Consider the following 26,610-nt stretch of genomic DNA (forward strand, 5'->3'; position numbering starts at 1 on the left):
TAAATCCCCCCTACACGTAGTATAGGAGGGAATTATAAAGAATTTATAAAGTTTATAAAAATTATCCTACAGGTTTTTTGGCAATGATAAATGCAACAGTGGCAAACACAAGTAAACATATGGATAAAAACAAATAGCCAGCGCCTTCAAACCCTCTTACTTCTACATAGCCAATATAAACAAACACAGCGGCAGCCATAACGGTTAGCATGGAAGGAAGCATTCTAATGACCTTGTTCCATTTCATTTTTCTGAACAGCCAAGTTAACATGAGTATAAGTACACCTGGCAGCAGGGCAATCAGTAAAGGACCGCCTATCATCATATCTATCAACCTCTCTAAATCCTAATCATTCACCTATAATAAAAATAATAAACTTACGGCTCAGAAATTCCATTTGCAATCGCTAATAAAAAAATCAAGCTAGAAAGCAACACAAAAAAGATGCTGTTTGTGATAATGCTAAACCACACGACGCTCGGCTTATTTGTTCGAACTCCTAAAACTAACGCCACAATAAAGCCAATATCTATCGCAAAAAACAGCCACAGCAGAATGGTCAAATCACCGGTTTCACTTGGAAAAATTGAATTTTGGGGAAGCAGCCGATTTGCAAAAAATACAACAAACGCAGCCGCCAGTAACATAATCGTTAATAAAATCGGCTTACTTTCTTTTGATATACTCATTTCAAATACCTCCTAACTAAAGAAAATAATACCATATAATACTGAATTGAAATATACAGATTACAAAGTCTTAATACCACACAGAAAAAGAAGACATAGATTTTTATTTACTGGTTCTTTTCTAAGGGGCAAAATTTATTTTCATAATGCACTTTTAGCGTAAATTCACGTTTTTTATTTGCTTGGTATTACTTCTATATTTGCTATTTCCTCTTAAATTCAAGCAGGAATTCGCATGAAAATTCTCCAATATGGAAATAATTATTCGAATTTAAGTGAATTATTTAGTGAGTTTTAAGGGTATTATTTATTTCAAGTAGGTTCTGATATCTTTCGTTGTTGATTCACTTTATTAAACTACTAAGAAGTTTTGTTGAAAAAGTTGTAAATGTAACCTTCTAAAGTAAGAGCATTTTTTCGTATTGAGAAATGCTTTTTATTTTTTAAAAAATTAAAAGGATATTTCAATAACAACAATAATATAATAAAAAACGATAATATTTTATTGTAAAACGATAAATCATGTGTTAAATTCGTATTATTATTAAATAAGTGAGGTGTTTTTTATGAATGTTAAACGAGGCTCTACCACTTTCTTAAAGGTAATCATTTTTCTGATTGGAATTGCAGTGCTTGCCGCATGTATATTTTTGTTGCCTGAGGCAGCCAGAAGAGATGCTATAGAGCGTCCTGGTGATTATTCGTTATATCCACTTTTGGTATGTACATATGGAATATGTATTACGTTTTCTTTGGCGTCGTATCACACTTTTAAGCTTTTAACCTATATCGAAAAGAATAATGCTTTCTCTGAGTTATCTCTTCAGTCTTTGAAGGTGATAAAAAAATGCACTTTTACTGTCATTTTGTTTATTCTGTTAGCAATAGTTTATTTAAGGGCGCATGCTCAATTCACAGGTGACGATGCAGCAGGTCCAATATCTCTAGGTCTAATGGGCATCTTGGCAACAAGTATCATCGCAGCCATTGTGGACGTGTTTCAAAAACCTATAAAGAATGTCATGGATTCACAGCCAAAAAACAATTAACATTTAGAAATATAGAAGAGGTGTTTTTATGAAGATAGCAACCACATTATTTTTGAAGATAGCAGTTATTCTCATTGGAATTCTAGTTCTAACTTTGTGCATATTTCTAGTTCCTGAACTGGCAGATGCGGTAGCGGAGTTCTTAGGTATTCATTCCATAAAATATATCATTTTCATCCTTTTATATGGAGGAACATTACCTTTTTACTTCGCCCTTTATCGAGCTGTTAAACTGTTGAGTTATATTGATAAGAACATTGCTTTCTCAGAATTGTCTGTTCGAATTTTAATGAGCATCAAATACTGCGCCATTTCTATCTGTAGTTTGCATGTCTTAGGTTTGCCCATCTATTATCTCGTGGCAGATAAAGACGATGCCCCAGGTCTCATTTTTGTTGGAATGGTTATTCCTTTTGCTTCGTTGGTTATCGCAGTTTTTGCTGCTGTTCTCCAAAGGCTGTTGCAAGAAGCGATTAACATAAAATCAGAAAATGATTTAACGGTCTGAGGTGAAGGATATGGCAATTATTATTAATATTGATGTGATGTTAGCAAAACGAAAAATGAGCGTAACGGAGCTTTCAGAGAGGGTTGGAATTACTATGGCGAATCTTTCCATCCTAAAAAATGGAAAAGCAAAAGCGGTTCGTTTTTCAACATTAGAAGCAATATGTAAGACTTTGGATTGTCAGCCAGGCGATATTTTGGAGTACAAAAGTGACGAAGACAATTCATAATAAAAGACAACAACCCCCTTCAATCATGAGGGTTAGGTAGTGAAATTAAAATGAAGGGGCAGCTTAATTGCTGTCCCTTCTCTGCTTTTATTGATTTATTTAATTAGAGAACTCGATTGAGAATTATATTAATATTGGTGACAAAAAGTGTGATGGGATTTGTAATATTTGCACCTCACAAGTGAACACGGTAGATTTTTCTACGTCCTCTTTACTATTCATTTAGTACATACTCTAAAATGTCACCCGGTTGACAATCTTAGACATAGATCATTGCAAATATTCTTCCGCTAAAGAAGGGTTTAAGTAGCGAGCCATACCGGTTTTCATTTTACGAAACCCTGCTTTTTTATAAAACTCTTCATTACCCGCTGTGGAAACAAGATGAACGCAGGAAATATCCTTAAACTGAGCCAGCAGGTTTTCTATAATTTGCTGTCCGATTCCTTTGTTCTGATAATGCTCATCAACCACAACATCATAGATCGCAGCATTAAACACCCCGTCTGAAAGAGCTCTGCCAAACCCTGCTATGTTATCTTCATCATAAGCAATAGCTACTACGTTGCTTGATTGAAATACTTTTTTAATCTTTTCTTCATCATGGTTCTTCCATCCTACGGAGTGATAAATGTCTTTCATTCTCGACCACTCAACATTTTCTATAGAATTTAAAAAAGAGACCTTCATAGAATCTACTCCTTTTGTTTTTTTATAAACTATTTCGGTCTTTGAAAATAAAAACCCTTGGTACATCCTTCATTCATTGTTCCAATAATCTTGATTTCTCAGATTAAAAAACCATATATTCAATAATATGGTAAAATCATTTATATAACATCGTTTAAGGAGTCTATATATGAAAATGAATTCGAAAAGAAAAAACATTCAATCAAAATATAGAGAAAAAATGAACGTAAAAAAAGCGGAAAGACAACATTCTGTCGAAGCCTTATTTGTTTTTGCCTTCTTTATACTGCTTGGTTTTTTAGTCTTCCAAAACTATATAGACTGGTAAAGCGAATTAAAGAAAAGGTTCAAATCATATATGATTTGAACCTAGGAATTATCACTCTATCAATGAGCTGATGCTCTTGCGCTCGGCTTATTGTAAGTCGCTAATCTTTGAAGTAATTCTTCACTTACATCATTTAAACCTGTCAGCTTGACCTCCGTAGACGTTTGTTCTTTTAACTTTAATACGACTTTATCAATGGCCGCTACGGCTGAGTCGTCCCAAATATGCGCTTCTGAAAAATCAATTAAAATTAAATCTTGTTTTTCTGTAAACGAAAACGAGTTAACGAAGTCTTCTACAGAGGCAAAGAACAGCTGACCTCTTACTTTGTAAACTGTTCGATGTTCGGATTCTTTTGCTGACACGTCTAGCTTTGAAATTTTAGCCGCAAAGAACACTGCGCTTAAAATAACACCCGCAATAACTCCTTTGGATAAATCATGTGTTGCTACAACCGTAATCACCGTAACAAGCATCACAACGGTATCTGTTAAAGGAACTTTCGTTAGCGTACGAAGTGAAGACCAGTCAAATGTTCCGATCGATACCATAATCATGACCCCGGCTAGTGCAGCCATTGGAATTTTAACAACCCAGTCCCCTAGTACCAAGATAAGAAACATTAAAAATAGACCTGCTACAAACGTTGATAAACGACCGCGTCCTCCTGATTTTACATTAATAACGGTTTGACCGATCATCGCACAGCCAGCCATGCCGCCAAAGAAACCAACGACCATGTTCGCAATTCCTTGCCCTCTGCTTTCTTGGTTTTTATTACTAGACGTATCTGTCATATCATCCACAATCGATGCCGTTAGCAGCGATTCCGTTAATCCGACAATAGATAATCCTAGCGCTGTCGGAAAAATGATGGACAGTGTTTCCATATTCCAAGGAACGTTAGGAATAGAAAACACCGGCAGTGACTTTGTAATCTCTCCCAAATCTCCTACTGTACGCAAATTGAATCCTCCTAAAATAGCTGCCATTGTCATAACGACAATGGCTACTAATGGAGAAGGAACCGCTTTTGTAAAGCGCGGTAACACGTAAATAATGACAAGAGTTAACGCAACAAACACATACGTCATCGTTGAGATTCCTACAAAATGCGGAACTTGTGCCATAAAAATCAAAATCGCTAATGCGTTCACAAACCCAACCATCACGGACCTCGGAATGAATTTCATAAAACGAGCAATTCTAAAGATGCCAAACAGAAGTTGAATCACACCTGTTAAAATAGTCGTTGCCCATAAATACTCCATTCCATGCTCTTTTACGAGTGTCACCATCAGCAGGGCCATCGCGCCGGTAGCTGCTGAAATCATCGCAGGACGCCCTCCTACAAAGGCCATCACAACTGCGATACAAAAAGATGCGTGTAAGCCCACCATCGGATCTACTCCGGCAATAATGGAAAAAGCAATGGCTTCAGGGATGAGCGCAAGCGCTACGACAATACCTGAAAGAATATCTCCTTTCACGTTGCCAAGCCACTCCATTTTTAATTTATTGAACATGATAACCAAAAACACCTTTCTCTCTATAGTCATAAACGTTTACTGTACACATTTCTAGATTTTGGATAATAAGAGTAGTAAAATAGAAAACAAAAAAGAACCTAAATGGTACGTTTATGGTACTTTTAATGTATAAAAAATGAGTGAAAACAGGCTAACAGCTCCCATACCCCTCAAGTATTACATTCACGTACATAAAACATTTCCCTGCACTTTTTATCTACGCTCTTATTAAAATGATGAAGTCAATTTCTTTATTTTTTCCTCATTTAACCCAAACGCTTCTTTCACTTTATTTTCTAAGTCCTCTGTAATTCTTCTCTTCCCAACTTCCACTAATGCAATGAGTGAAAAGCTGCAGTTTACTCTTTCAGCAAAGTTCCGCTGATTTAAATTGTAGCTTTTCCGAATCAGTTTAATGGTCTCTTTGTCCATATTACACCTCGCTTTTCTTTTATAGGTGGCTTCCAACTCTCATAGAAGCCGAGACGTTGTGAACAACTAAAACTCTAGCAGACCTAAAACAAAATGTCTATCATTTTTTGTTCCAAAAACGATCTTTTTTGGAACCACACTTTTTTCTATACTGAAAAGAAATGTTATGAGTGGAAGGAATTTGGTACAATAGGTAAATATAAATAAACAATCCATGCAGGAGATGGTGTAGTGATTATTGGTTATACCCGTCCATATAGCGAAGATGAACATTTGGACAAACAGTCACAGGCATTGCAGCCTTTTAATTGCGATAAAATTCATCAAGAAAAAACAAACTCCATAAAGAAAAGAGTAGAATTTGATGAGATGGTAGCCTCGCTTCAGCCGGGCGATACAGTCGTTGTGTATAAGTTTTACTGCATTGCAGACTCTACTCGGCACCTCATTGAATTAATTGAGTATCTTTTTGACAATGGGATTCATTTTGTATCGATTTTAGATGACGTTGATACGTCCACGCCACAAGGAAAAGCCTTTTTCAGTACCATTAAACGTATTGGTGAATTTCAACACGACGTCATCAGCGAGCGCACAAAAGCCGGTCTTCAAGAAGCAAAATCAAAAGGAAAAAGCGGCGGCCGGCCGAAAAAACCTGACTATAACGTACACCGAGCGCTTGATATGTACTGGAGCAAAAACTATACGATTGCTCAAATAACGGAAGCTACAGGTATAAGTAAGACGACTTTATACCGTTACTTAGATAACTGAAATAGTAAAAACATATGCGAAAAAGACGCCTTTTTTCTAGTAAAAAGGCGTCTTTTTTTAAGTTCTTCAGTGTACGTTTTATTAGTCCGTACTGATAACATAACAGCGTTCATAAACGTGTCTACATCGCATGTTTTACCCCTTTTTTAACAAGTACCCAGTTAGCAGGATAGCTTGTACAAAAGCCAATGATCATGGCGATTTGCATCATAAACCAAAAGACCGCGCTGTCTGGTTTGGGTGCCTGTGTAAAAAAAACATAATGTGATAAAGCCATCCAGCCGAACATGCCAATTTCAAAGGCAATAAGCGACCATGTATCTGCTTTTACCGCGTTTTTCAGCTCCTCTTTTGAGCCGTTATCTTTCATACTCATGCCGTAGTATTGAAAAGCAATTCCCGCTATATAAGCAAGAAGAAATTCCACTACGTAATCCGCAAAAAGTACGCTTCCGGCAATCGTCCATCCCGTTAAAAATACGATTGGTGCGCCAATTAAATCTCCGACCGAGCACCCGCTGCTGCAGTGGGTCGTAGATACAAAAACACTTTGCCAAAAAGGCTTCTTACTATGATGGTGTTCATGATGATCTTCATGGCTATGATGCATATGTTCAGAGGAATCATGAGCGTGATCGGATTTTTTTCTATCTTTACGACCTAATTTAAAGTAAAACCATATCCCGACGACAGGAAAATATAGCCCGGTGATAGGCCACACAATATTCATCACAAACATCATCTGCGGATGCCTGATCACGTCGATTGTAATAACTAAAAATTGAATAATTCCGATTGTAATAGCTATATAAGAAAGTATTTCTAGCCAGCTCATGTGCTACACTCCTTTAAGATTTATCTATCACTTACATACCCTCTCCCCCTATATTTAAACGTAAAAAAGAACCTGCTCATTACTTAATAAGTTTTACAGCACTCTTATTTTTATTAGGTTTAATAAACTAAACGATAGTCTAATGTAATAGGGAGAAGAAAAAATAAGGAGGAATTTTACAATGTCTAACGAAAATTATCAAACTGTTATTCAAACGCTGCATGACTGTATGAGTGCTTGTAACCATTGCTTTGATGCTTGTCTAAAAGAAGAAAATGTGGGTATGATGGTGGACTGTATTCGCTTTGACAGAGAGTGTGCAGATATGTGCGGATATTTGGAACAAGCTTTAGAAAGAGGAACGCCTTTCGTTGCTGAACTGGCTGGAGTTTGCGCCGAAATTTGCAAAAAATGCGGAAATGAGTGTAAGAAACACGATCATGATCACTGTCAAAGATGTGCAGAGGCCTGCTTGAAATGCGCGGATGAATGTAGAAAATTAGCTGCATAATCTTTGGAACACAAGAAAGCTAGAACCCTTGAAGCGCATTTCAGGCATTAAGGGTTCTTTTTAGTGATACGGGAAGAGAGAATCTATAGGCTTTCTAAAAAACGAATAAACTTTTTAAGACTTTGCGAGCGCTGCTTCCCTTTCTTTACTATAAAATCAATTTGAACGTCTTCTGCAAGCTCTTGGTATTCAATTCTTTTCATATCACCACGATAATTTACTACGCTAGCCGGGACTACACTCATCCCAAGTCCATCGCGGACACCTTGTAAAATCGCTTCTAATGAATCAAATTCCATCATGTTGGCTTTATGTATATGATGTTCTTTTGAAAACGCTAATAGTCTGTTTCTATAGATGCAGCTTACATCACTATTGATGAGCAGCATTGGTGGGGTTTTTTCTTCTATATCTTCAGACGTAGGTGAGATGAGTACCACCTTTTCTGCGTAGTGATAAACTCTTTCAAACTGAGCCCCGTTATAGGTACCGCTAAGAAAAAGTCCATCAATTTCCCCGTACGAAAGCATTTCTTGCAAGACTTGTTTTCTATCTGTTTTTAGTTTAACTTCAATATTTCGATATTCTTTCAGAAAAGGTGAGAATAAAGAAGGAATTTTAATAGCAGAAACCGTCTGCGACGCACCAATGATTAAAGATGTTCTAAACTTATTCGGATTAACTTCTGCTTTAGCTTCCTCCATTAACAGTAAAATACGCTGGGCATAGTTAAACAAAGCTTCCCCTTCATCCGTTAACGTGACTCCTCTATTTGTGCGTGTCAGTAATTTAGTATCTAACTCTTCCTCTAATTTTTTTATGCGCTGGCTGATATGCGGTTGAACATATCCTAATACCTCGGCGGCTTTTGATAGTGATTTTGTTTCTGCCACACATTTAAAAATTCGTAAGTCTTGGCTTTCCAATTTCAATTCCTCCGCTGATATCATTTTAAATGATACCTCTCTTAGTATTACCTATTATATCCTTTTTTTCATCGAAGATATAATAAAAGATGTTAAGAGAAAGGAAGGTTAAGAAAAATGAACGATTTTAAAAACAAAGTATTTATTATCACAGGCGGAGGCACTGGTGTAGGTAAAGCAACGGCTTTAAAGCTAGCCGATAAAGGCGCAAAACTTGTGATAAACTACAGCAACTCAGAAAAGGAAGCTAAAAAAGCTGTGGAAGAAATTTTAGAAAAAGGAAGTATGGCTTTTGCTTTTAAAGCGAATGTAGCCAACGAGAATGAAGTGAATGAAATGATTCATCAAACGATTGCACAATTCGGACGGTTAGATGGATTAGTGAATAACGCTAGTATTACTGCTCAAATCCCGATGCATGACTTAGAGTCTGCAACGGATGACGTATGGGACTCTTTATATGATGTAAACGTAAAAGGCATGTTTCACTGTGTAAAAGCAGCCGTTCCACATATAAAAAAACAAAAGTCAGGGGCGATTGTTAATGTAGGAAGTGTTGCCGGCAAAACTGGAATTGGCTCTTCCATTCCCTATGCAGCAACAAAAGCAGCGATTCATACGATGACAAAATCGTTAGCGATTGCCTTAGCCCCCCATATTCGAGTAAACTGCATCTCTCCTGGTGCAGTCGACACAAGGTGGTGGTCTGGCAACGAAGATAAAATGTATCAGCTTGCAGGAAATCTGCCTCTTCAGCGCATTTCTTCTCCTGAAGATATCGCAGATGCTATTCTTTTTCAGTTAAAACAAGAGTCCGTGACGGGCCAAGTGTTTACGATTGATAACGGACAAACTCTTTAAGCATACGTGAATATCCCTAAAAATAAACCCCACTACTAGCAAAAACTAATAGTGGGGTTCTAACAAGGCTACTGATTCAACCTCTCTTTCCCCAGTGAAAATCCTTCAAACAGCCTGCCTCCGTATGGTTCTAACACTTTATCAACCAGTTGAATCACTTTATCTTTACTCCCTGTTTTATAAAAGATTTCGAATGCCTCCACAAACTCTTTACTAAAGCGTTCATTATAGTGATTCAAAGACCGGACAATCCATTTAGAATCCCCGATCCAATGACCGTTTGTTCTTAACACAAATTCATGCGTTATATAAGCGAGCGTGTTGGCAATAAAAAGGGCTTCACCTGTATTTGAAGAACCGATTAAATCATCCAACGCATCGCTTATAAAATATCTTTTTAATCTAATCGTCTCTTCTGACCATTTTTCCGGGCCTTTTTCTAGTAATTGTTTCGCTTCTTTTTTTATAGACTGGATTACTCCTTTATCCACTAAAATAATTCCCTCGGAAATCATTCTTGGCAGTGAAGGTCTAGCCCTCTTACAGTCGCTTTTAAAAAAGACTTGGTATGAAGTCCGATTATGAGCAAAAACTTCAATGGCCCATCCAAATTCAATGAGTGACTCCCTAAAAGAAGAGGTAAAGCTATCGTCAAAAATAACAAGATCAAGGTCGGACGTATGTGTAGCTTCGCCTCTGACTACGCTTCCGGCAAGTAATGCCCCCTGACAATTAGGATAATACTTAGAAATAAATTGTGTAGCTGCTTGCAGCGGTTCTAACCTTTTTAGCTCTTTCATCGTATTCCTCCAGAAAATGATATATATTGTTTTTCTTGTTAGAACGTGGAAATTCCTTTAACAATCAGTTCTTATTTAACCTTTCTGAACATGTCTACCGTATTTACTTTTAGTTACCGTCATTTAAATGACTCTTTTATCCAAGTTCCCTCTTGCCTTAAAGTATACTTTAACGTTTAAGCTAGTTTTATAGTTTTTAAAATACAAAAAAGGGGAAACACTATGCTAATTAAAAGAATAACGGTGCAACTTTCCGGTGGACTTCTAGCTAGACATACAGCTTTGTTTGTACGCGAAGCGTGTTCGTTTCAAAGTGATATTTTTCTTGGTAAAGATGGAAAATGTGTAAGTGGAAAAAGCATCATGAAGGTAATGGCTTTGGCTGTTAAGAAAGGAGATGAAATAACACTGCTGACAAATGGAGTTGATGAACAAGCTGCCGCTCGCACCCTTGAAGAATTTCTTTTAACTAAACATAGATAGAAAGCTGCCATGCTATTCCTTCCTTTCCTTTTTTCATAAAGTCATAGAACGAAATTTTTTTCAAAAAACTCTTGCTTTAAAGTCGACTTTAACGTTTAAGCTAGTATTGTAGTTTTTAAATACATCAAGCGTAGTCAGTGAATGCACGTTTAGTAGCAACTGGTTATGTTTAATACGAAAGGATTGTGTTTTTACTTATGTGTAATAATCATCAACATACAACAACATCACGTGTTTTAAGTGCACCGCACGCAAAGGCAAAATTTGAAAATACGACAATTGAACGCAGAGAACTGCGAGCAGACGACGTTTTAATTGATATTAAGTTTAGCGGTATCTGTCACTCTGATATTCATAGTGCATTTGATGAGTGGGGCGGCGGGATGTTCCCGATGGTTCCTGGTCACGAAATCGCAGGAGTGGTTGAAGCGGTTGGCGAAAACGTAACAAAATACAAGGTTGGCGATCGCGTAGGCGTTGGATGTTTCGTTGACTCTTGCGGAGAGTGCGAGTACTGTGTGAACGGTGACGAGCAATACTGTACAAAAGGCGTTGTTCAAACGTACAATTCATTGGATTACGACGGAAACCGTACATACGGCGGCTACAGCCAAAAAATCGTCGTAAAAGAAGGATTCGTTGTTCGTATTCCTGATAACTTAAGTATGGATGCAGCAAGTCCGCTTCTATGCGCAGGGATTACAACATTTTCTCCATTAAAGCACTGGAATGCTGGTCCTGGCAAAAAAGTGGCGATCGTGGGAATGGGCGGCCTTGGACATGTAGCGATTCAATTTGCACATGCAATGGGTGCTGAAGTGACGGTATTGAGCCGTTCTAACAATAAAAAAGAAGAAGCGCTAAGCTTTGGTGCGGATCATTATTTTGCAACAAGTGATGAGACGACGTTCACTGAATTAGCAGGTCGCTTTGACCTTATCTTAAACACGGTATCGGCTAACTTAAACGTAGATCAATACTTATCATTACTTCGCGTAGATGGAACGCTTGTTAACGTTGGTGCACCGGCTAACCCAGATCAATATAGCGTATTCTCCCTTATCATGGGACGTCGTAGCATTGCGGGTTCACTTGTAGGCGGCATTCGTGAAACACAAGAAATGCTTGATTTTGCGGCTGAACACGGCGTTGCTCCTATGATTGAAGTCATTGATGCAAATCAAGTAGACGAAGCGTACGAGCGCGTTCTTCGCAGCGACGTTCGCTATCGATTTGTTATTGACATTTCTACACTATAAATTTTAAAAAAGCGGGCAGCTAATTGGATTAGCTGCCCGCTTTTTATTTCTTTATAAAATAAAAAACAAACGGTAAATTAGGCTTTAGATGAAAGCTCTTCCTGATACTTTTGCTCTAATTTATCATAGTAGTCGATTTTTGTTTCCACTTTTCTAAAAGCTGCGTCCAGCTCTCTTTGTTTTTCCATCATTTTCTCTCTATGCTTTTCAAATATCTGCTTGCGCAAACCGATTGTATCATCACCTTCTTGTGTTAATTCAACAATTTTACGTAATTCTAAAAGGGAAATATCTGTTTTTCGTAAGCAAATAATAAATTCCAGCCACTCGATATCAGACTCGCTAAAAATACGATTTCCGTTTTCGTCTCTTTTTATAAAAGGCAAAAGCCCTTGCTGCTCGTAGTATCGAAGCGTATGCGTAGGCAGCTCTACCTTTGCAGCGGCCTCTTTAATATGATATTCCATTCCACTATACCCTCCATCGCCATTCTTAGTACGGCGTTTGCTTTATGTATCTAAGCTTCCCTTTTCACGGGCGCTTTCAACTCATCTTCTAGGTTTCTACTATACGATATATATAATCAAATCCGCTATTTTCTTTGCTATGAGATAACTGTATAAATAGTATCATAAAAGCGTTAAGGCAACTTATAAAGAGCTGCCGTGAAGTCAGCAGCTCTTTTCATTTTTATATAAAATACGATTAATCTGCGGCCATCACTTTACTTAGTTCATTTAATAAATAATCAAGGGTTTGACTGATTCGAACTGTATTACGACTTGTAAGACCTTCTGTAAGTCCCAACATAACCATGTGCTCTCTTGCTGTTTCGATTTCTGTCATTAAGACTTGCATGACAACTCCTTTATACCACTTCACAGCTCATCACCCCTTTTTACTATACATATATCTCATATGCGGCAATCTTAAACCTATCATACAGGTTTTTGGGGGTGAATAGCGAGTTTCAGACCTTCAACAGCTGTATTTTTTATGAAGTAAATATACTAATATACTTATTGAAATAGAAAGTATCACTCCACTTACTACTAGAAGTGAAGAAAAGGCCCCCTAAATGGAGGTCTTTTCTTATTTCTTATAAAGCAGTCTAATACAAAGCCTTAGCCTTTAAAATATTCTCGGTAATACGAACCTTTCTCACACTCTATCTCATAGCGCAGCCTCGTTTGCTTTCTGTAAAGCTCTTCGGACAGCTCATTAAATTCACCTTCTGTGATAGATCCATGAATTAAATTGTTGAATAAATTATTAAGATGTTCAGTTAATTCTTGAAGTTTTTTTTCTTTCAATGAACGTCACCCTTTAAAATAATTTTCATCTTCTAAAATTATATCAAATAAAACGTTTTCATACGATATATTTTTTACTGAATTATCGTATTAAAGTGATGAAAGTATTTTTTCACCACCGAAAAACAATCAAAGAGCTCAGAGAAATCATTAATTACATGATTTGGGCAAAAAATAAGTGGATAAAGACCGCGGACAAAAAGGCAAATGGTATCAACCGTTTTGACAAAAGCATAGGATGAAAAGAAAAATGAAACGAGAAAAGGAGAATGAGTATGCACTATGCACCTTATTATCATCAGTGGCAGACCCCAGTGTACTACGGCTGGCAGCCATATAGTTATTATGTGCCGAATCACTATCACACCAGCGAACAGTTTCAACAAAGAAACGGTAAATTAAAGGACTACGGACCAAGGCCATTTGTGATTAACATTAATGAAGCGTCAAAGCAAAACAATACGTACCGCACTGCTTTATGGACGGGAACACATTTACAAGTGACGCTAATGAGTCTAAAGCCCGGTGAAGATATCGGCTTAGAAATCCACCCTAACGTTGATCAATTCCTGCGTATTGAACAAGGGCAAGGCGTTGTTCAAATGGGCAAAAGTAAAAACAATCTAACCTTTAAACGAAAAGTCTACGATGATGATGCGATATTTATCCCTGCCGGAACATGGCATGATGTCACCAATATCGGTACCACTCCGCTAAAGCTTTACTCCATCTACGCTCCTCCAAACCATCCATTTGGCACAGTTCATGTGACAAAAGCAAATGCCTTAGCTGAAGAACATTAACTAACATAAGCTCGCTAGAAAATCGGTGTACGACCTTTTCTAGCGAGCTTTTTTTAACTTGCTATACATAAAGGATTTTATAGCCAAAGAAAGAATTATAGAATAAATGAACCTTTTTAAACAGCTTAAAATAACTGAAAGGCAAACGGGCGATGAAATTATTTTATAAAATTCCTAAATCAAACGTAAATCCTTCCCTTAAACTAGCAAGAAAAGTTCTATATATATCGGTAGAAGCAGTCATTATGACCATGCTTGTGATTAAATCTTTTACTGTGGCTTATGAAAACGACATAAATTTAATTCTCAGGCAGCTAAATGAACTAAAAGCTTCGATTGGCGGATTTGGCATAAACGAAGCTCTATTTTGGTTTATGATAAAATGCAGTATTTGTACCATCATTACATTTGATATTTGCTTATATTTTCAAAAAAAGCTAAAAAGAAACCAAAAAGATTTATGATGTATACGCTAAAGCTTTTACATCGGACCGCTGTTAATTTCCGTACAAGTTGGATTCACAATCAAGAATCAAACTCGTTCGGATCTTCCTTTAGCAAAAATACTTTTGCCCCAGCTCCATTTTTAATAGAAAAATAATAAAAGTAGAGGCATAGCACGCCTCTACTTTCTGTTTAGAAATCTACATCGATATCTTCTTGAATGGTTCCGGTCACTTTTTCACTTTTAATTAACTGACCTTCTTTAAACGTTTCTTCCTCATCTGTAACGGGTTTCAGCTGCTTATAAGAAGGCGCTGATGCAGAGCCAAGCTCTTTTTTAAGCAAGTGAATTTCTCCTAACAGCTCGGTTCTCAATGAATGAACTAACGATTGAAAATCTTCTTCGCGGCTGTCTTTCTGCCCGTTTTGTTCCACAAGCTTCGCTACATAATCCTGAAGTTCATTTGACTGCTTGGACTCATACTCCTCACGATTTGCAGCAAAACGTGAATTCATTTCTTGTTTTAGCAAGTCAATTTCGCCCAACAGCTCTTTTCGAAGTGAATGAACGAGCGACTCGACTTCATCTTTTTTATTCATTTTTTGCAAGTCTTGCTGTATGAGTCTCACTATATAGTTCTGCAGCTCGTTTGCCTGCTGTTTTTCTTTTAGAAATGAAGACACTTCTGACGGAATGTCAGCAGTTTCAATTGTAAAACTTGCATGTTCATCTCTATTACTTACGGTCTTTCCCCTTGCTCCCATCATATCTGCTGATAGATTCCCAGCTGTTAGAAACGCATTTGATAATAAGTAAAATGGTGCAGCCACCTGGGAGCTTAGCTGACCGTACCAATCGTCTAGTGCTTCCTTAAGGCGAGTGTGTTGATGACTCATGTATGCTCCCCCTTTTTAAGCGTGAACCGCTGCGTTTGTTTCATGTCTGCTTAAAATTTCAAGACCGTATAAATTTAACTTTCGTGTCTCCGGCAAGAAAAGATGGTTTTCTTCTCTGATTTCTTCCCCGTACATGTTATCAATCTGCTCTGCAATAAACTGTTGAAGGATAGGAGCCAGTCCTCCAATATAAATATATTTATAGACTTTATCTTTTGGCGATGGAAATAGATTTTCAACTTTTGTTAATAAAATTTGCGTGTATTCTCTAAGCGAAGCGTGAATAGGCTCCGTGAGATCGACTTTTTTCCCGCTGTTGCCGTCTCTTTGCTCCATTTTTGCTTTATGGATATTGGCAATAATAAATTCTTCTAATGAACGAACATCATCAAAATACTCAAGCAGCTTTTCATTTCTTAGCTTTTCAATATGCTTCAAATATGAAATATCCGTAAGACACTTCAACGAATTTCTGCTTTTAGGAGCTTGAAGTCCTGCAGGAAGCAGTGCCAGGTCAACCGTACCTCCGCCCAAATCTACAATTAGTGTTTCAAAATGTTTGAATGCATTTGCTTCTTCTCTATCTTGTAATTCAAAATCTTTTTTGATCGCCCAGCGAGCCACTTCGCTTTCAATACGGCATTTGCTCGTTTCAATGTTCACAGTGACCGTTTTTTCTAATCCAGGAGTCAATACCGTTACCTTATGCTCTCCTTGAAAACGTTCGGCCATCTTCTGCTGCATTTCACTGAATTTATTTGTTTTCTTAAGCAGCCAAATCGGAAGCATAGTCGAGAAAAAATTAATCGTCACATGATTATCCTCTTTGTCTTTTCCTTTAAGTATGTTGTAATAAGCAACTGAAGCTAAAAACATCACATAAGGAATATCAGATTCAGTTTTATTATGTAACTTATTAATATGGATATTGCCTAGCACGTGTTTCTCTGCGGCGTCTCCTACTAAATAATACTTTTCTACTCCTTCAATTGTGGTAGAAATCAGTAAATTTTGAAGAAGTAATTCCGGTTCATTTACACTTGAAGGAAAATGACCCTCTGCCTGATCTTTTGTGATTTCTACTACGTTTGTAGGAATTTCATAGTAATAACCATCCACTAGCGTTTGAAAAATTGAGTTACCAAAATCAACGTTTTGACGTTTGATATCCATCCTTGTTTCTCCCCTTTATCTTTTCGTGACAACACTAATAAGTATATATTTTCCTCATTTGTTTGTCTAAGTATTTAAATAATTTATGTTATTCGAAATTGACAATTAATTAATTTTAGACGGCTAATGTAATTGAAAAGCGCTTGAAATGCTTCTTTTTACCAGTACCCCTTTTTACAAAGAATGTAACATGTGACGCTGTGACTTCCCCCTTAAATTTGTCGCAATATAAGCCTTTCTATTATTTTTTAGAGACACGAGAAAACAAAGAGGTGGAAACATAACTGAATCAACCCAATCGAAAGACGAACAAATGAGATAAATGAGTTGGACTGCTTTTTACACCGCTGATGATTTCCGTGCAGGACTTCGCTTTCCGCGGGCGGCCGGTGAGCCTCCTCGTCGCTTATGCTCCTGCGGGGTCTCACCTGTTCCGCTTTTCCCACAGGAGTCTTCGTCTTGCCCTCCAATCACCAGCTAGAAGCAGTTACATACATGAAACCTACGTTCACCATAACAACAACCATAACAACAAAAAAACCCGAACCATCAATCAAATTAATGGTTCGGGTTTGACTTCAACTAACATACTTTGTCTAAGCCTCTTACTTTTTTTATTTATTGAAAAGGCCATTTGTTTGGTTTTCTTTGCGGATTTTCTGGCAGTTTACTGAAGCCTATTTCTTCAAGACCTTTTTCTAACGTAGCTCTTGTTTTGATTGTTCCAAAATCGACGCCTAAATCAACAACGGTTTGCGCGATTTCCGGACGTATTCCGGTAATCATCGTTTTAGTGCCGATAAGCTGTAAAGCTTTTACGATTTGAAAAATATTGTCCGCTACCATCGTATCGACGATCAGAACACCTGAAATATCAAATATTAAATAACTCAGCTGCAGCTGAGCACTTTTTTCTAAAGCCGTTTCCATAATAAGCTGCGAACGATGCGTATCAATTTGTCCAACGATTGGCATCACAGCGATTCCTTCAGAAAGAGGAACGATGGGAACTGATAATTCTTCTAGCGCTGCATAAGCGCGTTTTATGGTTTCGGTATTATGTTCTTCGTAAATTTCGACAAATATATGATTAAGCTGATCAAGCATCGGATCAATTTTTTTACTTACATCAAGCATCGTAATAGGAGCAAACTGCTTCTGCTGCAGCTCTTCTGTAAAAACACCCCATATCACTGTTCGAAACAGCGCGAGTGATTTTAACGTTTGACTCAACGAAAGTCCGTTTTCCACAGCCACTTTTCCTATATCTGTACCCCACTGAATGATTTTCTTTAAAACGACCGAGTGCTCTTCGAATAACGACTCGCCTAAATACTCAATGAGTTCTGCTCTCCATTTTAAAACTTCGCTTTCTTCATGGTAAACAAGCTTCCGCTTATATTCAGAGTCCATCAGATCAGAAAATTGTATCGCTAATTCCTGTTTATTATCGATAATTTTCTTCCCTATATATAACAACTCATCCCTCATTTTTTTCTTTATCTCCTTTAGTTAGCAGAATTAACGATTACATTTTATAACAATAGTTATGTCACAGACAATATAAAAATATAACCGAAATGAAAAAATTGTTAAGCCCTCCCTATTTGCTCTTCCCTACTCTTCTAATCGGTATAACTACCATAAAAATGATTGAGATTTCAGCGTTTGGGTAAAAACCTATTAAGAAATTATTTCTATACTTATAAGGGGGATTTATCAATGAGCAAACATAAAGGAACCGTTAAATCGTTCAACGAATCAAAAAGATCTGGATTTATCACACCCGAGGACGGATCAAAAGAAGTGTTCGTTCACTCTAATGCGATCGACCGTGAGGAATATAAAAATCTGTCAGAAGGACAAAAAGTAGAGTTTGAAATCCAAGAAGGAGCTAAAGGACCCAGCGCTATAAAAGTACACCCAGTTGACTGATAGAGTGATGTTTACATACAGGTTATGAGTAGACTCTCGAATCGAATACTCTTCGAATAAAAACACCTCTTCGACTTTCGTTCGAACGAGGTGTTTTTTATATAATGCAACTAATTCTACATTCAAAATTAGTTACTAGTAGCTATTAAAAAAACAGTTCTAAAGTTGTCGGACAAGTATCCAAACATTTCCTCTATGAGTGAATATAGTATAGAGTACTGCAAAGAAAGGGTGATTATTATAAAAAAGTATTATTTCCATTACAATGATAAAGATGATAAATATTATGTAGAAAAATCTTATCCTCACAAGAAGAAAGCTTCCCTTAACGATAAGAAAGAGCAGCATCAAGAAGATGCTCCTGAGGAAGCACGCGGCTGGGCTTATGGTCTCGAAGAAGATAGCTCTGAAGAATCACAAGTTTGGACTTATGGACGCGCAGAAGATTTCTATGAGGAATCACATGATTGTGCTTCTAAATGTAAAGAAGATAAAGACAAAAAAGGAAGCACGCGGGAGTCAGCATTTAGAGCGCTCAATTTAACGATGCCTCAAAATGTTCCTGCAAATACGTTTGTAAAAGCAGTTTTCCCAACTGAACAATTTGATTTAGCAAATGAATATAACCCGATTACTTCTACCTTCCGCCCCAAAAAAGATGGCGTATATTCTATCATTGCTACAATTGGATTCTCTCCTAACGACCAGATGCTAGATTATAGAACTCGCATTGAAATACGTGTAAATGGGACAACCGCTATCGCAATCGATAACGATTTCTTTGGCGGGAACACACCGTTTGTTAATGCGGTATCCGTGTCTACTATTTACAATTTAGAAGCTGGAGACCGCGTTGAAGTTTTTGTTCAAAGCAGCATAGCCGGTACAATCGTCACATCCGAAGATGGCTCACATTTTGAAGCGGCAAGATTTCCTTCTCCAACAAACAACTAAACAAATGGAACATTAGCTTTTAGAGAAAAGTATAAATCCCCTTTTGCAGATAGCTTCATATCTCAAAAAAGGGGATTTGTACTAAATTCAGTGATCTAACGGCAGAAAGTTTTTTAAGCGTTGGTATTTACATAATTTTTTAATAGATTTATTACATTTTCTTGTCCATTCTCTATCGCTACATCAAGCGGCGTTTGATCATCATCTTTTTTCACCTGAATCTGAGCTCCGTTTTCAACTAAAAGTTTGACGATGTCTTCTGCGCCGAGCAGGGCAGCTTCGTGAAGGCTTGTCCATCCGCCGCTTTGCTTGGCGTTGCTGTCTGCACCGCCCTGTAATAAAATCTCTACCACTTTTGTCTGTTTATTGGCAACAGCTGCGTGAAGCGGCATATTTTCATTGCTATTTTTCGCCCGAGCTTTCATGTTCGCTCCTAATGATAGCAATAGTTTTGCAGTTTCTTCTTTCCCAAAATACGAGGCTAAGTGAAGCGGTGTCCATCCGTCTGAATTAAATTCATTAATAAGTGCAGGGTTTTCACCAATCAAAACTTTTATTTCTTCATTATTTCCACTCATTGCGGCCTGTGTAAGTTCTTCCATTCTATCCATATGCCATTCCCCCATATAAAAGATGAATTACTTATCCTTCCATTTTATCACATATAACTGGAAAATAAGCGAATCGTATTTCTAATGAAGAGGCTAAAAATTATGTACGTCTACGTCATCTGCTGCTCTACCTCATTCACGCTTGCTTCGCTAACTTTTCCGTTACGCTGCCAAGCTCTTCAACTAATCCACTTAAAAATTCAGCCGTCTGGTCAATAGTCTGCAGCGATTGCAGCTGACGCACGGAAGCAGAAGAAATGCTGCTGCTGCTTGCGGCTGATTGGTTCGCAAAAGCGGTCATCTCGCTGACGGCATGGAGCACCTGCGTAGATCCGGCTGCTATTTGCTGTGCGGAAGCAGCCGTTTGCTGAATTTGTTCGTGAACGTACGTAGATGCGTCGGCGATTCGATTAAAAACATTTTCCGCTTCGTTGGCTAGTAAAATACCGTTTTTTACATCAGCAGTTCCTGATTGAATGAATGCTACGGCTTGAGACGTTTCTTGCTGAATATGCTGAATGAGTCTTGCTACTTGTTCGGCTGACTGATTGGATTGTTCTGCAAGTTTTCGAACTTCCGCTGCTACGACCGCAAACCCTTTACCATGTTCGCCTGCACGCGCTGCTTCAATTGCAGCATTTAGCGCCAGTAGATTTGTTTGTGCAGCAATGCCTGAAATCACACTCATAATATCGTTGATTTCTGCAGAACGTTCTTTTAACTGATGAATAACGCTAGCTGCATGCTGAACAGAAGAATCGATTGTATAAATTTGTTGAATGGCTTCTTGAATTTTTTCTTTTCCCTGCACGGCTTCATTTGCTGTTTGATCAGAAGCTTCGCTGACTGCCCCTGAAGCCTCGGCTATTTTGGTTACGCCTTGCGTCATCTCTTCTAGAAACTCACTGCTTTTTTGAGCCATTATTACCTGCTGGTCCGCTCCTGCCGCTAGTTCTTGCATTGAAGCCGTCGTATGATGACTAGCCGCTTGCGATTCTTCTAAGCTTCCCTTTAAGTCAGCAACCGTTTGTCTTACCTGACCATTCGTTTCATGCAGTTTTTTCATCATGTCATAAATGACGTGCTGCTTTTGTTTATTTTGCTGCTGAAGCTGTTCTGTATATTTTTTCTTTGAAGTAATTTGCCAAGCGGTCGCCCCTGATGTAAAAAGCAAATACGCCGCGTGAAGGCACAGCATCGAAAAAGAATAAGAAGACGTTCCGAAAATAATCGGTGTAAAAAATGGCACGAAAAATCCCACTAGATGCTCGATGACAAAAATACCCGTCATTAACAATAACAGCTTTACATTTTCATAGTAGGAAAGAATGGCTATCACCATAAAAATTGAAAAGTGATACTCGACCATTCCTCCTCCGCCTACAACCGTGCTGATGCTTGAAAACGTGAGCGTTAGCGTCACAAACGCAGGTACTAGCTCATGCTTTTTAACATACAGTACAAGCAGCACGCCAAGAAAAAGAATAGGAAGCATCAAAAAGATCAGTGACACTTCGCCTGGCGTTGAATTATGTTCCATCGACATGCCAGCCATATCCATCGGCCAAATACGATGAATGATATGTATGAGCAGAGAAAGTATCACTGCTCCGCTTGATAAAACAACCATTAATTTATGTTTATTCATATTTCTCCCTTTCTATATTAAACAATACTTTCTTTATCTATAGAATCGGCTACAGAGTGGTTTTTTTTATAGAAATTCACGTTATTTTTCCCCTGTCGTTTTCCTTCGTACAGCGCTTGATCCGCCTGTTTTAACAGTTCTTGAAATGATTCTCCGTTTTCTGGATAATAAGCGGCTCCGATGGTCGATGTAGCTGTAAAGATGCAGGATTCAATACTCCATTCTTTTTGAAGCTCTCGATGAATTCGTTCCATGATCTGCTGAATTTCCTCGCGCCTTTCAATGTGCCGAAGTAAGATCACAAATTCATCTCCTCCGAGGCGATACACTTCGTCACATGTGCGAATGCAAGACGTTAACCGATGCGCGTACTGAATTAAAAATGCATCGCCAATATCATGACCAAATTGATCGTTCACTTCTTTAAAATTATCACAGTCTAAAAACAGCAGGCCAAATCTTTCCTTTTGCTCGATCGCAGCCTGCACTTGTTTTTGCAGCATCATTCGATTCGGCACCCCCGTCAAACTGTCATGAAACGCCTTAAACTTCAGCTGATTTTCTAGGTTTTTTTGCGCAGTAATATCAGTTTGAATCAGCACGTAGCTTGAGATGCGGTGATGAATATCGGTCAGCGGAACAATGGTCTTATGGCTCCACACGATGACGCCTTCTTTTGTTATGCTTTTGACTTGCCCTCTCCAAACCTTTCCTTGGCCAATACTTTCAAGAACCCGAAAATCATAGCTTACATCAAATAACTCGTATGATTGTCCAATTAGCTCTTCTTTTTCATAGCCAAATATCGTACAGAACATATCATTGACATACCTAATCGTTCCATATGGATCCAGGACGCTTACGATTGCGGACTCATCAAGGGCATACTTCATGTTTGCTAAATCTTTCACCGTGTTTTCCAGCTTTATTTCAGCTACCTTTTCCTTTGTAACGTCCTGAGCAATCAAGTAAATACCCATCCATTCATTTTCCACGATGATGGGCACGTTTGTAACATATAAATAAATCATTCCTTTTTCTTTGTGCCACGCTTGGATTTCTTTGCTGTAGCTTTGGTCGTATATGATGTGATGCAGAGGCAAAGCACGAACATCAATCTTCAGCTCTTCTAGAAGCTGCATGTAAGAACTATTGATGATCTCTTGCGTATCGTAGCCGAACATTTGCTCACAGGCAGGATTTGCTTGAACAATTTTACCGCTTAGATCCATCATACATATGGCGTTTTCATGGTTCATAAAAAGCGACTTATACCGCTCCATACTTTGGGCTAAATCTTTTTTTAACTCCTGGATATTTTTACTCATCACCAATAGGTGCGTACTATTGTCGGTATCATCAAAAATGGGGGTAAGCGTTGTTTCAAACGCTTCAGCTTCATCTGAGAAGGTATTTATGTCATGGTAGGTAACTGGCTTTTTTGTTTCCATCGCTTTTATATGGTAAGGGTAAAGAGAGTGATACGCCCGCTCAGGGAGTACGCTTTCTAGCCGCATGCCCGCTTCTCCTTGGTACCGTACAAGCTTAGCAGCCGCTTTATTCATTTTTTTATAATAAAGATGTTGGTTCTTTACTTCCGCCAAAAAAACCAGCTCATTCATTTGATCAAAATAAAATTCAAACATATGATCTTTCAACATGATAGGATGCATCTCCTTCGTTTTTTCACAGATGAACGCCCCCTGTACTTTACACTTCTGTATGAAATATACACTAGATCTTTTCACACACAAACTCAACTTTAAATGTACAAACAGTAGTTCTTTTGTATCATTACCTACCCTCCTTCACAAGAAGGGTAAACATGATGAACAAAAATAAAAGAGATTGAGGCATAACAAACCACTAGAAGCACCTACATACATGAAAGCTATCTTTACCGCAACAATAAAAAGATCCGAACGCGTTTGATTCTAAATCAAACGCGTTCGGATCTTCCGTCAACTAAGCTACTTTTATTCCAGCCTCTTTTTTAAACCTACTTAATTCCGTAATATTCTTCAAGCGTAATGCCTTTACTCTTAATCGCCTGCGCCACTGGTTTGCCTACATAGCGCAAATGCCACGGCTCATATTTATAGCCGGTTACCGCGTCTTTCCCTTTTGGATAGCGAATAATAAATCCATATTCGGCTGCATGGGCATCGAGCCAAGCTGCTTCTTTTGTTCCGCCAAAGCAGTCTTGAGCAGCACATGTGCCGTCTCCTTTTGTTACATCAATTCCAAGACCTGTTTCATGTTCACTCGCGCCTGGCAGTGCGCTATAAGTTGCCGCTTTATCATAACCGTCTCGTTGAACATACGAACTAAAAAGCGCGCTTTGCGTTGCATGTGAACGGTAAGCTGATACGCCAAGAAGCGTAACGCCTTGTTTTTTCGCACCCGCAAACAACTGTGCAATAGCAGCGGCTGCTTCACTGCGCATTTTTTTCTTTTCCGTTTGTTCTTTGAATGTAAACGGAATCGTTGTATATACTAAATCTTTCGGAACGTAGTTTTCCGGAAGCTTGTTTTGTTTATTCACAACAACTTGTATACTTTCAGGGTTCGAAACCACTTTCATCCCAGCTAATGCTCGTACGTATTGACCGCTTACATAGCCAACCTTCCCTTGATACGTAATTTTCAGCCAGCCGTTTGCTGCTTTAGCCGTGACGTCGAGCTGTGTGCCGGCTTTCAGTGTTGCGATAACCGCACCAGAAGTTGAAGCAGTTGTTCGAACATTTAAATTCGCCGTTGCCACATAGACAGAAGCCTCCGGAGCTGGAGCTGGAGCCGGTTCAGAAGAACCCGTTGATTCTTTTACGTACTGCGTGCTCACGTAACCCGTTTTGCCTTGATAGCTTACTTTTAGCCAGCCGTTCGCTGCTTGTGCTGTCGACGTTAGCTGCGTGCCTTGTTTGACCGTTACAACAATCGTGCTTGACGTCGATGGAGCGCTTCGAATATTTAAATTTGCCGTTGTTACATAAGTTTTAGTCGTTGAACTCCCTGACTTTTTAACATACTCACTGCTTACGTAGCCCGTTTTGCCTTGATAGCTTACTTTCAGCCAGCCGCTTGCTGCTTGTCCAACTACCGTTAGCTGTGTGCCTTGTTTAACTGTCGCAATAATCGCGTTGGACGTCGATGGACCGCTTCGAATATTTAAATTCGCCGTGGTTGTATAGGTTTCCGCTGCTGCGCTTGCGACAGTTGGCTCACCCGTAAAATGTAAGGAATGAAGACCTAGAGTTCCAGCTCCTACAAGTGTAAAAGCAAGACCTGTTACCGCTAATTTTTTGTAAAATCTTTGTTTGTTCACTTCTGTCATTTTTTATACCTCATTTGCAAAATATAATAGAAATACATGTTGCCAGTTTAATAGATTAAGTGAAAACAGGATCCGATGTTTAAGCTCAATCTTAAACTAGCCACACTAAATAAAATCATTTGACGTCTAGAGGCTCTGTACATTTGTTCGCTCCAGCTAGCACGTACTTTTAGAATACCGGATAATCGTGTCAAAAGTATATCAAAATATTTCAAACTTGTTTCCAAACTGATACATTTTCAACAAAAATAGAATAATAGAGCAAAAACAGCAAAAAAACCCTTACGTTTACTACCAATGGCTTAGGGTAAAAAACAATTAAAAACAAAGATTGAGATGGTGATAAAATGAACACGGCAACGGATTTTTCCTCAACTGCGTTTCGAAAACCTCACACATTAAAACAGCATATTTTTGATACGCTTCATTTCTACTACCCCGCTTGTATTGACCAAAAAAACGGCGGGTATATCCATGAATACTACGACGACGGCACCGTCAACAACACGCATTCAAAGCACTTAGTAAGTACGGCGCGCTTTATTTATATCTTCAGTGTAGGGGCTCTTTTAGACGGACCGGATTGGTGCAAAGAAGCAGCTCAGCACGGCATTCGTTTTCTACAAAACAACCATTATGATAGAGAGAACGGCGGGTATTTTTTTGAAATAGCCGATGACGGAGAAGTCAAAGATGATTCTAAACAAGCATATGGCCACGCTTTTGCTCTTTTAGCTTCTTCCATCGCGTACCAAGCCGGCATTTTACAAGCAAAAGAAACAATTGAACAGGTCTATGACGTGATGGAAAAGTACTTTTGGGAAGATGCGCACGGCTTTTACCGAGACGAATGGGACGCATCGTGGTCAGCTTCTTCTTTATATCGCGGCCAAAATGCAAACATGCATATGTGTGAAGCGATGCTTTCTGCCTTTGAAGCAACAAGAGATAAAAAATACGTAGACCGGGCATACGCGCTTGCAAAAGGCGTTACTCAGCAGCTTGCTGAACGATCTGGCGGCATGATTTGGGAGCATTATGATACAGACTGGCAGCCGGATTGGGACTACAATAAAAACGATACAAAAGATGAATTTCGTCCGTACGGCTTTATACCAGGACATCAGTTTGAATGGAGCAAGCTGCTTTTATGGCTTGATCGGCACCGTTCGGAAAACTGGATGACAGAACGTGCAAAGTATTTGTTTGATAAGGGCTGGAACCGAGGCTGGGATGCTAAGTACGGAGGTCTTTACTTTGCGCTGTCTCCTCAAGAAGAGGTCATTGACCCGGATAAAAACTACTGGGTGATGGCCGAAGCCATTTCTGCGGCTTCACTGCTCGGGGTAAAAGCCGGAGACAGCGGATATTGGAAAGCATACGACGCCCTGTTCTCCTACTGTCAGAAACACTTTATCGATCACACATATGGAGGCTGGTATCAGCTGTTAAATCAGCAAAACGAACGCTACAGCTCGAAAAAAAGCCCGGCTCCTAAAGCCGATTATCACCCTGTGGCAGCTTGCTATCAAACGCTGATAGCACTGAATTCTCTCTAAGATAACAATCATAAAGAAACCGTTTTCTTCCAAAT

General features: G+C 38.6%; 33 protein-coding genes. 14 read left to right on the forward strand and 19 right to left on the reverse strand.

All coding sequences use genetic code 11. The features are described from left to right. Positions 1-61: 61 nt before the first annotated feature. Positions 62-325, reverse strand: a complete 264-nt coding sequence (locus tag ACMX9J_RS08235; RefSeq protein WP_047750353.1) for a YesK family protein — start codon at positions 323-325, stop codon at positions 62-64. A gap of 53 nt (positions 326-378) precedes the next feature. Beyond that, entirely contained in the window at positions 379-690 is a 312-nt protein-coding gene (locus ACMX9J_RS08240) for a hypothetical protein (RefSeq protein WP_047750352.1), read from the reverse strand. A gap of 566 nt (positions 691-1,256) precedes the next feature. Between ACMX9J_RS08240 and ACMX9J_RS08245 the strand changes: the two genes are divergently transcribed. The 3 genes from ACMX9J_RS08245 to ACMX9J_RS08255 are packed head-to-tail and all read left to right on the forward strand — an operon-like array spanning position 1,257 to position 2,476. After that, entirely contained in the window at positions 1,257-1,739 is a 483-nt protein-coding gene (locus ACMX9J_RS08245; protein WP_251439635.1) for a DUF2975 domain-containing protein, read from the forward strand. Between the two features lie 28 nt (positions 1,740-1,767). Continuing rightward, the gene (locus tag ACMX9J_RS08250; RefSeq protein ID WP_047750350.1) at positions 1,768-2,247 is read left to right on the forward strand and encodes a DUF2975 domain-containing protein; all 480 of its coding nucleotides are present in this window, start codon (positions 1,768-1,770) and stop codon (positions 2,245-2,247) included. Between the two features lie 10 nt (positions 2,248-2,257). Then, positions 2,258-2,476, forward strand: a complete 219-nt coding sequence (locus ACMX9J_RS08255; RefSeq protein WP_013084157.1) for a helix-turn-helix domain-containing protein — start codon at positions 2,258-2,260, stop codon at positions 2,474-2,476. Between the two features lie 270 nt (positions 2,477-2,746). Here the strand turns inward: ACMX9J_RS08255 and ACMX9J_RS08260 are convergent, their stop codons facing one another. Continuing rightward, positions 2,747-3,166, reverse strand: a complete 420-nt coding sequence (locus tag ACMX9J_RS08260) for a GNAT family N-acetyltransferase (RefSeq protein WP_047750349.1) — start codon at positions 3,164-3,166, stop codon at positions 2,747-2,749. Between the two features lie 169 nt (positions 3,167-3,335). Between ACMX9J_RS08260 and ACMX9J_RS08265 the strand changes: the two genes are divergently transcribed. Continuing rightward, positions 3,336-3,494: a hypothetical protein gene (locus ACMX9J_RS08265; RefSeq protein ID WP_155404189.1), complete on the forward strand. Its 159-nt coding sequence runs from the start codon at positions 3,336-3,338 to the stop codon at positions 3,492-3,494. A gap of 59 nt (positions 3,495-3,553) precedes the next feature. Here the strand turns inward: ACMX9J_RS08265 and ACMX9J_RS08270 are convergent, their stop codons facing one another. Together ACMX9J_RS08270 and ACMX9J_RS08275 are read right to left on the reverse strand one after the other, a co-directional pair. Beyond that, positions 3,554-5,020: a SulP family inorganic anion transporter gene (locus ACMX9J_RS08270; RefSeq protein WP_047750348.1), complete on the reverse strand. Its 1,467-nt coding sequence runs from the start codon at positions 5,018-5,020 to the stop codon at positions 3,554-3,556. A 231-nt stretch (positions 5,021-5,251) separates the two neighbouring features. Beyond that, complete coding sequence (locus ACMX9J_RS08275) at positions 5,252-5,455, reverse strand: helix-turn-helix domain-containing protein (protein WP_251439631.1); 204 nt, start codon at positions 5,453-5,455, stop codon at positions 5,252-5,254. Positions 5,456-5,686: 231 nt separating this feature from the next. Here ACMX9J_RS08275 and ACMX9J_RS08280 point away from each other — a divergent pair, with 231 nt between their 5' ends. Next, the gene (locus ACMX9J_RS08280; protein ID WP_416225626.1) at positions 5,687-6,229 is read left to right on the forward strand and encodes a recombinase family protein; all 543 of its coding nucleotides are present in this window, start codon (positions 5,687-5,689) and stop codon (positions 6,227-6,229) included. Positions 6,230-6,350: 121 nt separating this feature from the next. Here ACMX9J_RS08280 and ACMX9J_RS08285 read toward each other — a convergent pair whose 3' ends face one another. Next, entirely contained in the window at positions 6,351-7,064 is a 714-nt protein-coding gene (locus ACMX9J_RS08285; RefSeq protein ID WP_257042175.1) for a DUF4396 domain-containing protein, read from the reverse strand. A 181-nt stretch (positions 7,065-7,245) separates the two neighbouring features. Between ACMX9J_RS08285 and ACMX9J_RS08290 the strand changes: the two genes are divergently transcribed. Further along, positions 7,246-7,575 (forward strand): four-helix bundle copper-binding protein, encoded by a 330-nt coding sequence (locus tag ACMX9J_RS08290; protein WP_416225627.1) that lies wholly within the window; start codon positions 7,246-7,248, stop codon positions 7,573-7,575. 83 nt (positions 7,576-7,658) lie between these two features. Here ACMX9J_RS08290 and ACMX9J_RS08295 read toward each other — a convergent pair whose 3' ends face one another. Beyond that, positions 7,659-8,501, reverse strand: a complete 843-nt coding sequence (locus tag ACMX9J_RS08295) for a LysR family transcriptional regulator (RefSeq protein ID WP_416225628.1) — start codon at positions 8,499-8,501, stop codon at positions 7,659-7,661. A 117-nt stretch (positions 8,502-8,618) separates the two neighbouring features. On the opposite strand from ACMX9J_RS08295, the gene ACMX9J_RS08300 reads away from it, so the two are divergent. Further along, a complete protein-coding gene (locus ACMX9J_RS08300; protein ID WP_416225629.1) occupies positions 8,619-9,362 on the forward strand; it encodes an SDR family NAD(P)-dependent oxidoreductase in 744 nt (247 codons plus the stop codon). 68 nt (positions 9,363-9,430) lie between these two features. On the opposite strand, the gene ACMX9J_RS08305 is transcribed toward ACMX9J_RS08300, so the two are convergent. Continuing rightward, positions 9,431-10,162: a nucleotidyltransferase domain-containing protein gene (locus ACMX9J_RS08305; RefSeq protein ID WP_311264782.1), complete on the reverse strand. Its 732-nt coding sequence runs from the start codon at positions 10,160-10,162 to the stop codon at positions 9,431-9,433. A 222-nt stretch (positions 10,163-10,384) separates the two neighbouring features. Here ACMX9J_RS08305 and ACMX9J_RS08310 point away from each other — a divergent pair, with 222 nt between their 5' ends. Both ACMX9J_RS08310 and ACMX9J_RS08315 read left to right on the forward strand, forming a co-directional pair. Beyond that, positions 10,385-10,645, forward strand: a complete 261-nt coding sequence (locus tag ACMX9J_RS08310; RefSeq protein ID WP_049165740.1) for an HPr family phosphocarrier protein — start codon at positions 10,385-10,387, stop codon at positions 10,643-10,645. A gap of 197 nt (positions 10,646-10,842) precedes the next feature. Further along, the gene (locus ACMX9J_RS08315; protein ID WP_013058175.1) at positions 10,843-11,904 is read left to right on the forward strand and encodes an NAD(P)-dependent alcohol dehydrogenase; all 1,062 of its coding nucleotides are present in this window, start codon (positions 10,843-10,845) and stop codon (positions 11,902-11,904) included. A 77-nt stretch (positions 11,905-11,981) separates the two neighbouring features. Here ACMX9J_RS08315 and ACMX9J_RS08320 read toward each other — a convergent pair whose 3' ends face one another. The 3 genes from ACMX9J_RS08320 to ACMX9J_RS08330 all read right to left on the reverse strand — a co-directional run bounded on the left by ACMX9J_RS08320 (position 11,982) and on the right by ACMX9J_RS08330 (position 13,217). After that, positions 11,982-12,371 carry a MerR family transcriptional regulator gene (locus tag ACMX9J_RS08320; RefSeq protein WP_034268334.1) on the reverse strand — a complete coding sequence of 130 codons (390 nt, stop codon included), beginning with the start codon at positions 12,369-12,371 and terminating at the stop codon, positions 11,982-11,984. Between the two features lie 238 nt (positions 12,372-12,609). Then, positions 12,610-12,786: an aspartyl-phosphate phosphatase Spo0E family protein gene (locus ACMX9J_RS08325; protein ID WP_223260221.1), complete on the reverse strand. Its 177-nt coding sequence runs from the start codon at positions 12,784-12,786 to the stop codon at positions 12,610-12,612. Positions 12,787-13,028: 242 nt separating this feature from the next. Continuing rightward, the gene (locus ACMX9J_RS08330; protein ID WP_028414680.1) at positions 13,029-13,217 is read right to left on the reverse strand and encodes a hypothetical protein; all 189 of its coding nucleotides are present in this window, start codon (positions 13,215-13,217) and stop codon (positions 13,029-13,031) included. A gap of 275 nt (positions 13,218-13,492) precedes the next feature. Between ACMX9J_RS08330 and ACMX9J_RS08335 the strand changes: the two genes are divergently transcribed. Both ACMX9J_RS08335 and ACMX9J_RS08340 read left to right on the forward strand, forming a co-directional pair. Further along, positions 13,493-14,020, forward strand: a complete 528-nt coding sequence (locus ACMX9J_RS08335; protein WP_033580183.1) for a cupin domain-containing protein — start codon at positions 13,493-13,495, stop codon at positions 14,018-14,020. Positions 14,021-14,172: 152 nt separating this feature from the next. Continuing rightward, on the forward strand, positions 14,173-14,484 hold the full coding sequence (locus ACMX9J_RS08340) for a hypothetical protein (RefSeq protein WP_416225630.1): 312 nt from the start codon (positions 14,173-14,175) through the stop codon (positions 14,482-14,484). A 172-nt stretch (positions 14,485-14,656) separates the two neighbouring features. Here the strand turns inward: ACMX9J_RS08340 and ACMX9J_RS08345 are convergent, their stop codons facing one another. From ACMX9J_RS08345 to ACMX9J_RS08360, 4 genes are all read right to left on the reverse strand, one after another. Continuing rightward, positions 14,657-15,361: a hypothetical protein gene (locus ACMX9J_RS08345; RefSeq protein WP_047750337.1), complete on the reverse strand. Its 705-nt coding sequence runs from the start codon at positions 15,359-15,361 to the stop codon at positions 14,657-14,659. 15 nt (positions 15,362-15,376) lie between these two features. Further along, complete coding sequence (locus tag ACMX9J_RS08350) at positions 15,377-16,534, reverse strand: ParM/StbA family protein (RefSeq protein WP_047750336.1); 1,158 nt, start codon at positions 16,532-16,534, stop codon at positions 15,377-15,379. A gap of 339 nt (positions 16,535-16,873) precedes the next feature. Next, a complete protein-coding gene (locus ACMX9J_RS08355) occupies positions 16,874-17,008 on the reverse strand; it encodes a hypothetical protein (protein WP_274862684.1) in 135 nt (44 codons plus the stop codon). Positions 17,009-17,152: 144 nt separating this feature from the next. Then, on the reverse strand, positions 17,153-18,025 hold the full coding sequence (locus ACMX9J_RS08360) for an STAS domain-containing protein (protein ID WP_028414685.1): 873 nt from the start codon (positions 18,023-18,025) through the stop codon (positions 17,153-17,155). Positions 18,026-18,256: 231 nt separating this feature from the next. On the opposite strand from ACMX9J_RS08360, the gene ACMX9J_RS08365 reads away from it, so the two are divergent. Both ACMX9J_RS08365 and ACMX9J_RS08370 read left to right on the forward strand, forming a co-directional pair. After that, positions 18,257-18,469, forward strand: coding sequence for a cold-shock protein (locus ACMX9J_RS08365; protein WP_047750334.1), 213 nt, complete (start codon positions 18,257-18,259; stop codon positions 18,467-18,469). 231 nt (positions 18,470-18,700) lie between these two features. Further along, on the forward strand, positions 18,701-19,423 hold the full coding sequence (locus ACMX9J_RS08370) for a hypothetical protein (RefSeq protein WP_047750332.1): 723 nt from the start codon (positions 18,701-18,703) through the stop codon (positions 19,421-19,423). A 113-nt stretch (positions 19,424-19,536) separates the two neighbouring features. Here the strand turns inward: ACMX9J_RS08370 and ACMX9J_RS08375 are convergent, their stop codons facing one another. From ACMX9J_RS08375 to ACMX9J_RS08390, 4 genes are all read right to left on the reverse strand, one after another. Further along, positions 19,537-20,034, reverse strand: coding sequence for an ankyrin repeat domain-containing protein (locus ACMX9J_RS08375; protein ID WP_033580176.1), 498 nt, complete (start codon positions 20,032-20,034; stop codon positions 19,537-19,539). Between the two features lie 136 nt (positions 20,035-20,170). Further along, positions 20,171-21,682 (reverse strand): methyl-accepting chemotaxis protein, encoded by a 1,512-nt coding sequence (locus ACMX9J_RS08380; protein WP_053001469.1) that lies wholly within the window; start codon positions 21,680-21,682, stop codon positions 20,171-20,173. 17 nt (positions 21,683-21,699) lie between these two features. Beyond that, positions 21,700-23,343 (reverse strand): diguanylate cyclase domain-containing protein, encoded by a 1,644-nt coding sequence (locus ACMX9J_RS08385; RefSeq protein ID WP_416225631.1) that lies wholly within the window; start codon positions 23,341-23,343, stop codon positions 21,700-21,702. 338 nt (positions 23,344-23,681) lie between these two features. Beyond that, positions 23,682-25,016 carry an SH3 domain-containing protein gene (locus ACMX9J_RS08390; protein ID WP_416225632.1) on the reverse strand — a complete coding sequence of 445 codons (1,335 nt, stop codon included), beginning with the start codon at positions 25,014-25,016 and terminating at the stop codon, positions 23,682-23,684. A gap of 347 nt (positions 25,017-25,363) precedes the next feature. Between ACMX9J_RS08390 and ACMX9J_RS08395 the strand changes: the two genes are divergently transcribed. Next, a complete protein-coding gene (locus tag ACMX9J_RS08395; protein WP_416225633.1) occupies positions 25,364-26,575 on the forward strand; it encodes an AGE family epimerase/isomerase in 1,212 nt (403 codons plus the stop codon). Positions 26,576-26,610: the final 35 nt, after the last annotated feature.

It is taken from the genome of Priestia sp. RMT2NF4 (assembly GCF_047872835.1).
GTDB lineage: Bacteria > Bacillota > Bacilli > Bacillales > Bacillaceae_H > Priestia > Priestia zanthoxyli.